This is a genomic window from Cupriavidus sp. 05N39, assembly GCF_056397325.1.
In genome coordinates this window covers 1-14,785 of sequence record NZ_JBFTNE010000143.1, presented here as the reverse complement: position 1 = coordinate 14,785, position 14,785 = coordinate 1, and the positions used below count along the sequence as shown (strand labels likewise).

At 58.9% G+C, this 14,785-nt stretch carries 10 protein-coding genes; 6 read left to right on the top strand and 4 right to left on the bottom strand.

Translation table 11 applies throughout. The features are described from left to right. From AC1DN0_RS37365 to AC1DN0_RS37355, 3 genes are all read left to right on the top strand, one after another. Window positions 1–774: CaiB/BaiF CoA transferase family protein (locus AC1DN0_RS37365; RefSeq protein WP_477146448.1), on the top strand; the 774-nt coding region annotated here is incomplete at its 5' end. 114 nt (window positions 775–888) lie between these two features. After that, entirely contained in the window at window positions 889–1,707 is an 819-nt protein-coding gene (locus AC1DN0_RS37360; protein WP_441634796.1) for an HpcH/HpaI aldolase/citrate lyase family protein, read from the top strand. Window positions 1,708–1,751: 44 nt separating this feature from the next. Then, the gene (locus tag AC1DN0_RS37355; RefSeq protein WP_441634826.1) at window positions 1,752–5,198 is read left to right on the top strand and encodes a pyruvate carboxylase; all 3,447 of its coding nucleotides are present in this window, start codon (window positions 1,752–1,754) and stop codon (window positions 5,196–5,198) included. A 54-nt stretch (window positions 5,199–5,252) separates the two neighbouring features. On the opposite strand, the gene citF is transcribed toward AC1DN0_RS37355, so the two are convergent. Both citF and AC1DN0_RS37345 read right to left on the bottom strand, forming a co-directional pair. Beyond that, a complete protein-coding gene (citF, locus tag AC1DN0_RS37350) occupies window positions 5,253–6,794 on the bottom strand; it encodes a citrate lyase subunit alpha (RefSeq protein ID WP_441634798.1) in 1,542 nt (513 codons plus the stop codon). A gap of 26 nt (window positions 6,795–6,820) precedes the next feature. Next, the gene (locus AC1DN0_RS37345) at window positions 6,821–7,372 is read right to left on the bottom strand and encodes a hypothetical protein (protein ID WP_441634800.1); all 552 of its coding nucleotides are present in this window, start codon (window positions 7,370–7,372) and stop codon (window positions 6,821–6,823) included. A 268-nt stretch (window positions 7,373–7,640) separates the two neighbouring features. On the opposite strand from AC1DN0_RS37345, the gene AC1DN0_RS37340 reads away from it, so the two are divergent. From AC1DN0_RS37340 to AC1DN0_RS37330, 3 genes are all read left to right on the top strand, one after another. Beyond that, complete coding sequence (locus AC1DN0_RS37340) at window positions 7,641–8,489, top strand: HTD2 family dehydratase (protein WP_477146447.1); 849 nt, start codon at window positions 7,641–7,643, stop codon at window positions 8,487–8,489. Between the two features lie 22 nt (window positions 8,490–8,511). Next, a complete protein-coding gene (locus AC1DN0_RS37335) occupies window positions 8,512–9,672 on the top strand; it encodes an acyl-CoA dehydrogenase family protein (RefSeq protein ID WP_477146446.1) in 1,161 nt (386 codons plus the stop codon). 360 nt (window positions 9,673–10,032) lie between these two features. After that, a complete protein-coding gene (locus AC1DN0_RS37330; protein WP_441634806.1) occupies window positions 10,033–11,400 on the top strand; it encodes an MFS family transporter in 1,368 nt (455 codons plus the stop codon). Between the two features lie 195 nt (window positions 11,401–11,595). Here AC1DN0_RS37330 and AC1DN0_RS37325 read toward each other — a convergent pair whose 3' ends face one another. Then, window positions 11,596–12,342 (bottom strand): site-specific integrase, encoded by a 747-nt coding sequence (locus AC1DN0_RS37325; protein WP_477146445.1) that lies wholly within the window; start codon window positions 12,340–12,342, stop codon window positions 11,596–11,598. 1,841 nt (window positions 12,343–14,183) lie between these two features. Next, on the bottom strand, window positions 14,184–14,785 hold a 602-nt coding region (locus AC1DN0_RS37320; RefSeq protein WP_477146444.1), incomplete at its 5' end, for a hypothetical protein.

Here is a 14,785-nt window from a genome sequence, read left to right as displayed (position 1 = left end):
GCCTATGACCTGCTAATCCAGGCGGAGTCGGGATTCGTTTCTATCACCGGCACGCCGGAGAGCCCTTCGAAAGCGGGTTGCTCCATTGCCGACATCGCAGCAGGCATGTACGCGTACACCAACATCCTGGCCGCGCTGTTGCAGCGCAGCAAGACCGGTAAGGGGGCGCATATTGACGTATCGATGTTGGAGAGCATGGTTGAATGGATGAACTATCCACTCTATTACGCTTTTGACGGTGCCACGCCGCCTCCGAGGGCCGGCGCATYGCATGCGACCATCTTTCCTTATGGCCCGTTCACGGCCGGTGACGGGAAGACCATCATTCTGGGGCTTCAGAATGAACGCGAATGGGATGCCTTCTGCCGGGTTGTCCTGGAGCGGCCGGAACTTGCGACTGATGAGCGGTTTGTCTCAAATTCGCTGCGTGCCAAAGGCCGGGTGGAGCTGACGGAAATCATCGCCAATGCATTTTCCTCGCTGACTATTGATGCAGTAGTGGAGCGCCTGGAGCACGCGCAGATTGCTAACGCACGCATGAATGATATGCGGGATGTCTGGAATCATCCGCAACTCAAGGCACGGGAGCGCTGGACTTCGGTCCAATCACCGGTGGGGGTCATCCCGGCATTGCGCCCTCCTGGGATGCCGCAGTCGTTCGAACCACGGATGGATGCAATCCCCGCGCTTGGCCAGCACAGCGAGAGCATTCTTCGTGAACTCGGCTACACCAGTGATGACGTCTCCCGCTTGAGCACCGAAGGCGCAATCTAACGTCACGCTCTACCGTAGACTGACGCCGCTCCCTCAATTCGTGCTGCCTCTTCACGCCTCGTTCGTGGGCGAGAGGGCGGGGGCATGCGCGCTTGCACACCAGAATTTGACCAAATGGCAACCAACAACTCTGCTCGTTCCTATCTCTTTGTGCCGGCCAATCGCCCCGAGCGCTTTGCCAAAGCTCACGCCTGCGGCGCCGATGTGGTCATTCTTGACCTTGAGGATGCCGTTTCTACTGACGATAAGGACCGAGCCCGGCACCTCTTGGTGGACTACCTGGCAACTGGCGGCTCTGGAATGGTGCGAATCAACGCGACGCAGACGCAATGGTTCGAGGACGACATCCGAGTGTGTCGCAAGGACGGTGTCCGTGGAGTGATTCTGCCGAAGGCAGAAAGCGCAGCGGATATTGCTCTGGTGGTGAAGCATCTTCCTCCGGAGGTCAAGGTTCTTCCGCTTATTGAAACCGCCAGAGGCATGGCCAACGTCAGCGAAATTGCTGCTGCACCCGGAGTAGCGCGCCTTGTATTTGGTACTGTGGATTTCCGGACTGAGCTCGGCATCGAGGGAGACGACCAGGAGTTGCTCTTCTTTCGTTCGATGCTMGTCTTGGCGTCGCGGGTTGCGGGAATTGCTTCGCCAGTGGATGGGGTGACGGTATCCATTTCCGATGTGGATGAACTTCACAGGGCGAGTGAGCGCGGTCGGAGGCTGGGATTCGGGGCAAAGCTGTGCATTCATCCAGCACAGGTCTCCGGGGTGAATGGCGCCTATCGGGCCACCGAAACTCAGCTTGCCTGGGCGAAGAAGGTCGTTGAGCAAGCCAAGACCAGTCCCGGCGCCTTCCAACTCGACGGAGAGATGGTGGATGCACCGGTCATTGCGCGCGCGGTCGACCTGCTAAGGCAGGCCGGTCCGCAGCCAGATTGAAAGCATGCACGCGCAACATTCTCAACTACGAAGTGGCCCCCACGATGAAGAAAATCTGCAGTCTCCTAGTCGCAAACAGGAGCGAAATCGCCATCCGCGTGATGCGCGCCGCCAGTGAGCTGGGTATCCGTACCGTAGCCATCTACTCGTACCAGGACCGGTTTGCACAACATCGCTTCAAGGCGGACGAGAGCTACCTCGTTGGCGAGGGGAAGAAGGCGGTTGATGCGTACCTCGACATCGATGACATCTTGAGGGTGGCAAGGGAAGCAGGCGTAGACGCAATCCATCCGGGCTATGGATTCCTGTCCGAGAATCCGGAGTTTGCCGAGCGTTGCGCGCACGAGGGCATCGCCTTCATTGGCCCGAAGCCAGAGGTGATGAGGGAGCTTGGCAACAAAGTGGCCGCAAGGGCGCTGGCCGAGCGCGTGGGTGTACCGGTGGTTCCTGCCACGAATGCTCTGCCGGATGACATCGAGGAAGCCAGGAAGCTGGCGGCGGCCATCGGCTACCCCCTGATGCTGAAGGCTAGTTGGGGCGGAGGCGGCCGCGGCATGCGGGCGATTCAGCAGGAGGGAGACCTGGCTGACGCCATCGCAGCGGCCCGTCGCGAAGCGAAGGCGGCCTTTGGCAACGACGAGGTCTACCTCGAGAAGTTCATCGTGAGAGCGAAGCATGTGGAGGTCCAGATTCTCGGCGACACCCACGGCAACATCGTTCATTTGTTCGAACGTGATTGTTCGGTGCAACGTCGAAATCAGAAGGTGGTGGAGCGGGCGCCCGCTCCCTACCTAGATGACGCCACGCGACATGCCTTGTGCGGCGAGGCGTTGAAGCTTGCGAATGCGGTGTCGTATACGCATGCCGGCACGGTGGAATTCCTGATGGATGCTGACACCGAGGAGTTCTACTTCATCGAGGTAAATCCCCGAGTGCAAGTCGAACACACCGTTACCGAGGAAGTGACGGGTGTCGACATCGTGAAGGCTCAAATTCGCATCACCGAAGGGGCGAGCATTGGTGACGCCCCGTCGGGGGTGCCAGACCAGGACGGCATCAAGCTGCGCGGACATGCTGTCCAATGCCGCGTTACCACCGAAGACCCAGAGAACGGATTCGCACCTGACCACGGCAAGGTGACTGCCTATAGAAGTGCTGCAGGCTTTGGCATTCGCCTGGATGCGGGTACAGCCTACACGGGGGCCGTTGTTACCCCGTACTACGATTCGTTGCTCGTCAAAGTGACTTGCAAGGGCCGAGATGCGGATGAGGCCAATGAGCGCATGAGTCGGGCACTGCGCGAGTTCCGGGTCCGGGGCGTGGCGACCAACCTAGCGTTTCTGGGGAACGTTATCGAACATGAAGAGTTTCGTTCGGGGCGCTGCACTACCCGGTTCATTGACAATACCCCGGAGCTGTTTAGTTTCCGCCAGCGCCGAGACCGAGCGACGAAACTGCTGAACTTCATCGCCGATGTCAACGTCAACGGCAATCCCGATGTCAAGGGCCGCCTCGTTCCCAAGTCCATCATCCTGTCGCACCCGCTTCCTCTGAAGACGGTTAGCGATGAGATTCCGGAGGGAAGTCGGACGCTACTGTCCAGGCTTGGACCCAGAGCCTTCGCCCAGTGGATGAAAGACAGTTCTGGCGTCTTGCTCACCGACACTACGATGCGCGATGCTCACCAGTCGCTGCTGGCAACGCGGCTCCGCACGCAAGACATGACCGCCATCGCACCCTACTACGCGCGCCAGTTGTCGGGACTCTTTTCAATGGAATGCTGGGGTGGCGCTACGTTCGACGTGGCAATGCGGTTCCTGCGTGAAGACCCGTGGCAGCGCCTTGCGGCACTACGCGCCGCCGTCCCCAATATCCTGTTCCAGATGCTGCTGCGCGGCTCCAATGCCGTTGGGTACACGAACTATGCGGACAACGTGGTGCAGCACTTCGTCAAACGCGCTGCCGCGGAAGGCATTGACCTTTTCCGGGTTTTCGACTCGTTCAACTGGGTCGAAAACATGCGAGTGGCGATGGATGCCGTCATTGCGTCCGGGGCGCTTTGCGAAGGCACAATCTGCTACACCGGCGATTTGTTTGACAGTTCGCGAGACAAATACAACATTCGCTACTACGTTGACATTGCAAAGTCGTTGGAAAAGGCCGGCGCACATATTCTTGGAGTCAAGGATATGGCAGGTGTTTGCAGGCCGCAGGGCGCATTCGCGCTGGTGAAGGCCTTGAAGGAGGAAGTGGGTATTCCCATTCACTTCCACACTCACGATACGAGCGGCGCATCCGTGGCGTCGGTGCTGGCGGCCGTGGAGGCGGGGGTGGATGCGGTCGACGGCGCCATGGATTCCATGAGCGGGCTGACGTCCCAGCCAAGCCTGGGTGCCATTTGCGCAGCCCTTGAGCATGACGCGCGCAAGCCGGCAGTAGGCTATCGTGACCTGCAACCCTTCTGCACATACTGGGAATCAGTCCGCAAGAACTACGAGCCCTTCGAGGCGGCGATGCGGGCGGGCACCTCGGATGTCTACCGTCACGAGATGCCTGGCGGTCAGTATACAAACCTGCGGGAGCAAGCTCGGTCGCTGGGACTGGAGGCGCAATGGCCAGAGGTCGCACAGGCTTATGCCGATGTCAACGTCATGTTTGGGGATATCGTTAAAGTCACGCCATCTTCGAAAGTCGTTGGCGACATGGCGCTTCACATGGTCGCAAACAAGCTGTCCACAGGCGATATCCTGGACCCCGCGAAGGAAGCCTCGGTGCCGGAATCGGTCGTCTCAATGTTCCGTGGAGAGATGGGCTACCCAGCCGACGGCTTCCCTTCGGCTCTGCAGCAAAAGCTCCTGCGGGGTGCCAAGCCAATCGTCGGTCGCGCCGGCGCTCATATTCCGCTGGTGGACTTGGAAGCGGCGCGCAGCCAGGCGGAACGAGAGATTGGTCAGCCGGTTTCCGACAACGACCTCGCCTCGTACCTCATGTATCCCAAGGTCTTCAAGGACTTCTGTGCGCATCGGGAACAGTACGATGACGTTTCCATCCTTCCCACCCCCGTCTTCTTCTACGGGCTCACTCCCGGTAACGAAATTGCGGTGAACCTGGAGCGGGGTAAGACGCTGTTCGTAGGCTTGAACGCCCAAGCCGAGCCGGACGAGGAGGGCGGCGTGCGCTTGTTCTTTGATGTCAATGGTCAGCCGCGCCCAGTTCGTGCCAGCAAGCGAGAGGCTGGGAAGCTTGCCGCGGGGGCAAGAATGGCCACCGCCGGCAATCCGATGCTGGTCGGCTCGCCGATGCAAGGTGCCGTGATAACTGTGAACGTCAGGGTGGGGCAAGTTGTCGCCAAGGGTGAAGTCGTGGCTGCAATTGAGGCAATGAAGATGGAGACAAGTGTCGTGGCTGAAGTCAGTGGGACGGTGAAGGAGATTCTCGTGCAACCAGGCGCTCAGGTTCGCGCTGGCCAGCTACTGATGGAGTTGCAGTAAGACATTCCAGGCTGATGAAGGCGGCGGCACACTGGTGTCGCCGCCTTCGATTCGTCAGGCTCCAATGGAACGGATGACATCCAGAGTTGTACCGTCACGATATTCGACGATTCCAACCACCTTGCCCTCGGCTGTGCCGGGCTGATGATAGTGCTCAAGGCCACGGCAGGCCTTTTCCTGCAATTCGTGGATGCTGACAACCGGAAGACCGGAGGCAATCAGTCGCTCTTTGACCTCAAGGCGAAGCGGGTTGACTGCGATACCTGCTTCCGTCACGACCACGTCAATGGTGGCGCCAGGTGTGGTGACGGTACGTACCTGCTCCACAATCTTCGGTACGTTTCCGGCTCTCAAGCGAGTTGTGACGATGGCGAGTTCGGCACCGGCTGCTGTGTCGCTGTGACCGCCGGACCCGCCAATGATGCGACCGTCGCTGGCGGTCGTCACGTTGACATTGAAATCAAGGTCGACCTCCGCTGCACCGAGAACCATGGCGCTCAGGCGATTGACAACAGCTCCCTTGTTCCAGGGATTCGCGTACATCGAGGCAGACATTGCCTGGTGAAGTGGGTTGGTGCGGAAGGATTCCACTGCACGTAGGTCGAAGCACTGAACGTCCAGCAGACTGCGAAACAGGCCTTGCTCGAGCATCTCAACCAAGTAGCCGGTGATGCCTCCAGCCGCAAAGCTGCCTTTGACACCGCGACGGGCCATGATTTCGCCAAGGGCCGCGGCAACCGCGAGAGAGATGCCGCCGGCGCCGGTCTGGAAGCCAAAGTCCTCGCCAAGGAGGCCCGCCGCTTCGATGACCCGAGCAGCCAGAGATGCAATGGCCAGGCCCACGGGCTCATCGGTTGGCCGGGTCGTCCCGGACACAATTCTGGTGCTATCCCCGATGGAATGGACAGGGACCACATAGTCGATGTAGTCCTGGCTGATGGCGATAGGGCAGGCGGGATAGGGAACCAGGTTGTCGGTGACCGCAATCACCGTGGCCGCGTAGCGCACGTCGGCTTCGGCATAGCCGAGCGTTCCACAGGCTGACGGGCCGGACACACCGTTCAAGTTTCCATAGTTGTCAGCGGTCGGTGCAGCTACAAAGGCGGCATCGATAGCTAACGCGCCTGACTCGATGAGGCGGGCGCGCCCTCCATGGGTGTGCATGAACATGGGGGCGGCAAGCGCGCCGCGCGCCACCGCGCCGGCGACGGGACCTGACGCATACCCAGTGTAAATCTGGCCAATGACGCCGGCTTCCATGAGTTCCACCCACGGGCCATGTACCGGGAAGATTGAGCTGGCGGCCACGGTCAGGCCGCGCAAGCCTTGATTCGCGGCCTCGCACAACACTGCATTGGCAACAGCATCGCCGTTGCGAAGATGATGGTGGAAGGAAATGGTTGAGCCGTCACGCAATCCGGCCGCGTCGATGGCTTCGCGCAACGAGGGCAGTACCTTCGGAGTGCCACGGGGAAATGTGCGTAGGCTGGGCGCCGCGCGCCGATGCACCTCGGGGCAACCGGTGATGCCAGCATAAGGTACCAGACGTTGGCCGCCCACCCATTCCGGAATATCACGTCCAATCTTGTTTTTCACGCGTCCTCCGCATTGCATTGTAGGAACTACAGTCCATCGTCTCTCAGGCGTGCGACCGTCTGGAGCGATACGCCAAACCAATCGTAGAACGACGCTTCCAGGTCGCCTTTGCTACCCCAGCCCACTCTGTCCCGCAGGTCCGCGACGGAGAGCTTGAACTGTATCGACTCGAATAGCGCGCGCATGAGACGTTGCGTCCGGCATATGTGCGTGAAGGCCATGCCTTGCGTGAACAGAGCGGTCCGGATTCGTTCGGGTGTCGTGTTCAGCGCATGGGCAACTGTATGAGCATTCCAGTTCTCCTGTGGGTGGTGAAAGACCGTTCCCGAAATCATGTCCCGCAGAAGCGGCGCCCATGAGGGCGTTTCCGCGCTTAGGTGCGATGGGCCCAGGGTAATTTCCTTCAGGTTCCCATCGGCGAGTTCCAGATAACAGCTAGACGCGGAAAACACGCTGCCACCCAGTTGCAGGTCGATTGATTCGAAAGCTGGAATGTCGATAGCACGGTCCGTTTGCAAAGTGCGTGAAAATCCATTTCGCGTAAGGGCATGTTCGCCGTGACAGGAGGCAATCCGCATGGGAAATGCCGGCACGAGTCTGTGGAGAGCCACTCGGGAGCGACAACGAATCTGGACGCGCATGGGGGTCTGCCGAATCGGATGGTTTGAGCCAATCTTGGCCACAGTTTCGCGCTACGTAAATCCGGTTCTTCCGAACGCTCCATTCGGGTAAACGCATGCTCGATGTTTTCTGTGCAGCCGAAAGGCTCGTTCCGAACTTGCGAATGGGAAGTTGCCCTTAGCCCGTGCATAGTGGGGGCCTAGAAAACAGACCGAAGAGACGTTCATGGACACTGCCAAGCTGAAGGAGTGGGTCGGCAACTCAACCGAGTCCCACGACGAGATAACCGCGTTCCCCGTCAAGGCGCTCTCCGCGACCCTGGACCGTGAAGACCCAGCACCGGTTCGCGGAGACGCACTCGCCCCTCTCTGGCATTGGCTGTACTTTTTGCCGTTGCACAGGCAGTCTGAGCTGGGCGTTGACGGCCATGCCAAGCGAGGCGGCTTCCTGCCGCCGGTGCCGCTTCCGCGACGCATGTGGGCCGGCGGGCGGTTGCGGTTTCATCAGCCCCTCCGCGTAGGTGAGACTGTATCGAAGAAGTCCACCATTCTGGACGTGAATGCCAAAACAGGGCGGACGGGGTCACTGGCCTTCGTCACCGTGGAGCACCAGTATTCCGGAGCGCGGGGCCTTGCGGTGACCGAAGAGCACGACATCGTCTACAGGGAAGAAGCCTCGCCAAATGCGACTGGTCCGGAGCCGGTTGCTGCGCGTACCGACGAAGACTGGTCTCGCGAAGTGGTGCCCGACCCAGTGCTGCTGTTCCGATTCTCCGCCCTGACCTTCAACGGTCACAGAATTCACTACGACCACCCGTATGTGACTGCTGTCGAGCATTACCCTGACCTCATTGTCCACGGCCCGTTGTTAGCCGTGCTGCTCCTCGACCTGGTGCGCAGGAACTTGCCTGACGCCACGGTTAGCAGCTTCTCCTTCAAGGGAGTTCGCCCCACCTTCGTGCCCCAGCGTTTTTACGTCTGCGGGAAGCGAAGCKGGGACGGGAAGTCTGTTGAACTGTGGATTCGCCACGAGGGCGGTGCGCTTGCGATGACTGCTACTGCCGAACTTAGCTAAACGAACGTACACGGAGACTATCGTGCTGAACAAAGTCGATGAACATCAAGAAATCCGCGAAGCTATCCGCGATTTGTGCGGTCAGTTCTCTTCGGAGTACTTCCGCAAGATTGACGAGGTGCGAGGCTACCCGGAGGAGTYCGTCAACGCACTGACGGCCGCCGGCTGGCTGGCAGCTCTGATTCCTGAGGAGTACGGTGGCTCCGGGCTGGGCCTGACGCAGGCGTCGGTCATCATGGAAGAAATCAACCGCGCCGGCGGTAATTCCGGCGCTTGCCACGGGCAGATGTACAACATGGGAACGCTGCTGCGCCATGGCTCGGCAGCGCAAAAGAAGGAATACCTTCCGAAGATTGCGAGCGGAGAGCTACGTCTGCAATCGATGGCGGTTACGGAGCCGACTACAGGCACCGACACGACAAAAATCAAGACCACCGCAGTGCGTAAAGGCGACAAGTATGTCGTGAACGGGCAGAAGGTCTGGATTTCGCGTGTCCAGCACTCCGACCTCATGATTCTGCTGGCACGGACCACGCCGCTGGCGGAGTGCAGGAAGAAGTCAGAAGGAATGTCCATCTTCCTCGTGGACCTGCGCGAAGCCATCGGTAAGGGTATGACGGTCCAGCCCATTATCAACATGGTCAACCACGAGACTAATGAGCTCTTCTTCGACAACCTGGAGATTCCGGCGGAGAACCTCATCGGCGAAGAGGGCAAGGGTTTCAAGTACATCCTGGATGGCCTGAACGCCGAACGTACGCTGATTGCAGCGGAGTGCATTGGAGACGGCTACTGGTTCATCGATAAGGTGACCAAGTACGTCAACGAGCGTGTGGTGTTCGGTCGCCCCATTGGCCAGAATCAAGGCGTGCAGTTCCCAATCGCCAAGGCCTTCGTGAACGTGGAGGCAGCAAGCCTAATGCGTTTCAAGGCTGCGAAGCTGTTCGACGAGCATCAGCCCTGCGGCGCGGAAGCTAACATGGCCAAGCTGTTGGCAGCGGATGCATCGTGGGAAGCCGCCAACGCCTGCTTGCAGTACCACGGTGGCTTTGGCTTCGCTGCAGAATACGATGTCGAGCGCAAGTTCCGTGAGACTCGTCTGTACCAGGTCGCCCCGATTTCCACGAACCTGATTCTCTCGTATGTTGGTGAGCACATCCTTGGGATGCCACGCTCATTCTGATTTTCTGGCCTTGTGACCTATGGTGACTGGCAATCGGTTGCGAGTCGCATCCTTAGGCCGGGTAATCGTAGGTCATGGGTTCATCGGTGTCCTCCTCACTTGGACCTCAGTTCGTGCCCCGTTTCGGAGCGAGAGGCGCAATGATGCGAGTTGCCCCCCTTGTGCAGGCCATGCAGTTCCTTGATGCCGGCATCAGGAAAATCTATTTCATCACGCGTCGCTTCGCGACGTAGATATGGCACCGATACGTAAGCTGCAGTATTAGCTGTCATAAAGAGCAGTGCAGCCTACGCAAAAAATATTAGCGGAAGCGATTTTGAAATCGCAATTTTCGCAAAATTGCATTGTCAGGAGACAAAGATGTTGCCTAAAGATGTGGCCCATATGGGGGCCGACGGGCGCTTGCTTGCTGCTCAAGAACCTATCCAAAGTCGCGTCAAAGGAATTATCGGTGCCTGCTCCGGAAACCTGGTCGAGTGGTATGATTTCTTTGTCTACGCTTATACCTCTATCTATTTCGCCTCGGCCTTCTTCCCTTCCGGAAATCAGTTGAGCCAACTGTTGGCAACTGCCGGCGTCTTCGCGGTGGGGTTCTTTATGCGGCCACTAGGCGGATGGATATTCGGTTGGATTGCGGATACCCGAGGTCGGAAAATATCGATGATTATCTCGGTCTTCATGATGTGCGCCGGCTCGCTGATGATATCCGTGTTACCAACCTATCAAACCATCGGCGTCGCTGCTCCCGTTCTCCTCGTTGTCGCCCGCTTGTTACAAGGCTTATCGGTCGGCGCGGAGTATGGTACCGGAGCGACTTACATCAGTGAGGCATCGGTCGCCGGTCGCCGAGGTTTCTTCGGGTCATTCCAGTACTTCACAATTGTTGCCGGACAATTGCTTGCGCTGTTGACGGTCACTGTTCTGCAGCATACTTTATCCCATACAGAACTAATGGAATGGGGTTGGCGGATACCCTTCTTCATGGGGGCTATGAGTTCAATTGTGGTTGTTTATCTCCGTAGAGCCATGACTGAAACGGTGTCCATGCAGGAGATGAAACGGAAGGATGCGGGCTCGATTTTTGGTTTGCTGCAACATAAGCGTGCAGTGCTGCTGGTTCTTGCATTCACTGCAGGTGGTTCGCTCTACTTCTACACGTTTACGACGTACATGCAGAAGTTTCTCGTCGTATCCGCTGGCATGAATCCAGAAACCGTTAGCATAATCATGACGGCGTCACTGGTATTATTTATGCTATGCCAACCAATTTTTGGGTTGCTGGCGGATAAAATCGGAATTAGGACCAATATGCTGCTATTTTCTGGCCTGGCGACGCTGCTAGTAGCTCCCATACTCTTCGCGCTGCACTCGGTAACGAACCCATATGCGGCATTTGGATTGGTAGTATCGGGTCTTTTGATTGCATCCTTCTACACGCCAATTGCAGGGATTGTAAAAGCTGACTTGTTCCCAGCGACGGTCCGTGCGCTCGGTGTTGGCTTGCCTTATGCCCTTGCAAATGCGACGTTTGGGGGAACTGCCGAGTACGCAGCTCTGTCGCTGCATTCGGCGCACATTGAATCGTATTTCTTCTTCTACGTTGCGGCACTTGCGGCAGTCACATTCATCGCCTCGACACTGATGTCAGACCTCGCCAAACACGGCTACCTAGACGGGTCCGGAAGGATTGAAGCGAATACCGGCTTCCGACGGCGAGGTCTATTGTGATGTTGCTCCGCAGGACCGCAGACCTGGCTGGGAGAGGTCTTGTGTGGCATAAAGCACTATCTTTGCCGAAGTTCCACCGGTTGCCGTCGTTGACCTGATGTACTTCGGGTATCGCTTACCATCCATGCGATTGGTGGAACTTTGCTCAGCAATTAGGGGGGAGGACGGGCGGCGCAGGAGCGCCGCCCGTTGTCTTTACGGCTGGGTGCGGTCGAGATGCCCGGTGTCAAGCGCGGGGTAGACCAGTTGTTGCATGACTTCTACGAGCTGTGCAGGTGCCGGGCGTTCCTGGCCGCCGGCATTGCRCCCGCGCCGAAGCGCCGGGGTGCCCCCTAGGATGGCGATGTGGGCGTTGYCGCGCGACGTGCCCCCGGCGAATGCCGCAAAAGTGTGCCGGAAACTGCAGAATGTGAGAGGGCGCTCGCCGAAGCCAAGTTCCTGTCGGACGTAGCGGGAAAACCAGCGGCTGAAGGCCATTGCACGGTAATCGGCGCGGTCCGTCGCTAGCTGGGGAAAAAGCGGGCCGCTGCCGCGCGCGGTGCGCTCGCCGGCGACATAGGCAGGGAGGCCCCACCGCAGCAAATGCGAATGGAGCGGGACATGCCGTACCCCGGCTAGTGAGGCAGTCGCGTCGTCGCGCCTGCGCTCACGAAAACGCAGGCACCACACCCCCTCGAGTTCGAGGACGTCGGACAGCTGGAGGCGGCAAAGTTCCGGCAAGCGCGCGCCGGTGTAGAGTCCTAACAGGGGCAGCCAGTATGCGGCGTCGCCCCAGGTCTTGACCTGACATTCTCGCTGTGTGTAGACGGGCGAAGCAAGCAGCGCATTGAGCTCCGCGATGGTGAATGCACGGGGGGGATTACGACGCGCCCACGATGCCGCGGGCCGCGCCTTGACGCTGCGTAACAGATTTTTGGCTGAGGTGTCAGATTGTCGGCGCATGGTTTCGCCAGGCCGTTGCGATGTCAGGTGGTACGAATTCGGTTGGTGTTCACGACGGCAGTCTTCTTCGTACGGGGGCGTCGGAGGGTGAGGCTCGAAATTATGCGCGAAGGCCTGGGCGCGGGGTGTAACGATAACAGGCTTCATCTCTAAATACTCCAATGTGGTAGGAGCTTTGTATAGCGAGGGCGGCMATCACCGCGCCCTGTCTAAAACGAATTTCCAGAAAAATTAAAAAGAACGTGAGCGCGTGCGACTTAAAATGAAGTCGCAAAGTTGGCGGCGCCGTGCCAATTGGTTGTTCCTGGCCAATTGCTTTGTCACAGATGCCTGCGGACTATGGCGGGGATGGGGACCTCGCGGCGCCTTGCGACTCTGGGCAGGGCTCAGGGGGCGAGGCGCTGCGCGGGGCGGCCGGGGGGGCTAGGCGCACCTACCACTCAGCAGGCGGCCGCGTTGTGCTGTCGCAACGCGACCTGCGACGGAGTGGTTGGCAGCCGGTCCGACGAGATATCACGGGCTGGCCGGGCGTCACATACAAACTTGGTTGCTTCTAGGAGTCAAAAAAGGACTCTTTCCAACTCCGCCACGCTTCATCAACCATCCTTGTTGGCCTCCGGCGTTTGGTGGAAGTCCGTTGTCTTGGGGAGCCCCTCGCGCCACCAGCATGGCGTCGGCGGACGAGCCGGCATCCGCCGTGGCGGATGACCAGGCGGCTGCGCAGGCTGATGGCGTGGCGGCAGTCTCGCTTTGCTCCGCCTGCTGCCCACGGGTGCCTCACCAAACGAGGTGGCCAATCGCTACAGTCAAAAGAAAGGGGGAGAAGGAATACCTGACAGGCTGCTGCCGTCTTGGGCTGTACTGGATGTTGGGCTTCTTGGACTTCTTCCGCAGCGCAGGCGTTTGCTCTGAGTTCGCGTGTTGAGAAGACTCAGTTGAACGGAAGCGCGCATCGCATCTTACAGACAAATTGACGATTGAAAGGTGCGCAGTGGTCTCCACCAAGCTGAGCATCGTCGTCTCGTAGGTGCTGGCCTATAGGTGCTCTGCCAAGCCCTGCCGAACGCCCTCGCCGTCGCATTTTGCCGGCCAGTCTGGGCGGGAAGCAGTGGACCATCCGACACTGCGAGCGTCGCTTTAGGCAGTCGAGCTTGGAGGTGGCTGACCAGGGTTTAAGTGCCGCCGTGGTCCGGCCGTACCGGGGCTTGCTGGTAGTTTCAGCGGTTTAACCGGTCGGGTCGTTCAGGGGGGCTCGAGGAATAGTCCACGTGGGCAGATGGCGCACGGGTTCAGTCAGGGACGGGAAGAGTGCACAGGAAAGATTCAAGAACATCGCTTCGCCGCCGAACGATGGCGTAGGAAAGTGAGGGGCCCGTTCAAGGGGGGAGGGCAGGCCCATCCGGCCGGCACCCGGAGTTGAATCCTTGATGAACTGCCGCGTTAGAGCGAAGCGCGTGACTGATTACCATCTTGGAAGGCTTGTAGTCGCTCCTAGGGGGAGAGTTGAACCTCATCGCGCAGCCGTGCCATGCGGCGAAGCTGTGTTGCACTCCGAGTTGCGAGCGCAAGATGCGCGAGCTAGGTATTGAAAAGGATTACGGCTACGGTTCCGGCCTGTTGCGATAAGGGCTGGCACCCGTGTCGAGTGGAACATTTCGCCGCAAAACACCCAAAAAGGTGGAAGGGTTTGCCATTTTGCGGGTGCTGTATTAAGCACGCTATGGCGAGGAAGGTGGAAGGTTTTGCCACCATCAAGGATTGATGGCGGCTCACGCATCACCGCCTGGCGCCCCGGTCAGAAGATGCCGTGCGCAATACCGAATGCGCTGGGTGCCGGCCATTCAGGATGGTTTGGTCCTGTAGACGCGCAACTGCTTTCCCTGCAAAGCATAGCCGTGCACGATGCCGCTCTCCTTGAAGGCCGCGAGGTGGCGTCGCACATGCCGATTGAAGTCCTTTTGCGCATAGGTGGAGCCCGCGGCTGCGTGCATCGCGTGCAGGTCAAATGGCAACAGGCAGGAATCGGCTTTAATAAAGCCATACAACCAGCTTGCGAGCCCGTCCTTCATGGCCAGGCGCTCACTGGCCTTCATAAACGTCAGGCTGCGCGTCAGTATCGGCATCAAATCCTCCGACAACCAGACAGACCAACACTCTTTGTTGAATGAGGCTTCGCTGACCAAACGAAAGTCGTGCATGACCGCGTGAGGGAACACTGCCCGAATGCGAGCGCGGCGCAATCTTAGGATGCAAGCCTGGAGTTTGGCAACGCTGTCACCGCTATCTGCCCAACCCAACTCGTCGCGGCAGAAGGGGCGGGCGACGAATTCGATGACATCACCGATGATTTTGCCTGAGCGATGGCGAAGAAGGGCCAGCAGTGTGCGCAGGTCGTCCTGGCGGAGTTCTTCACCTTGATATGCGGAGTTCTTCACCTTGATAT

Excerpts from the sequence above, each read along its gene's own strand:
- AC1DN0_RS37355 (WP_441634826.1), top strand. The coding sequence starts at position 1,752 with ATGAAGAAAATCTGCAGTCTCCTAGTCGCAAACAGGAGCGAAATCGCC.
- AC1DN0_RS37345 (WP_441634800.1), bottom strand. The coding sequence starts at position 7,372 with ATGCGGATTGCCTCCTGTCACGGCGAACATGCCCTTACGCGAAATGGA.
- AC1DN0_RS37330 (WP_441634806.1), top strand. The coding sequence starts at position 10,033 with ATGTTGCCTAAAGATGTGGCCCATATGGGGGCCGACGGGCGCTTGCTT.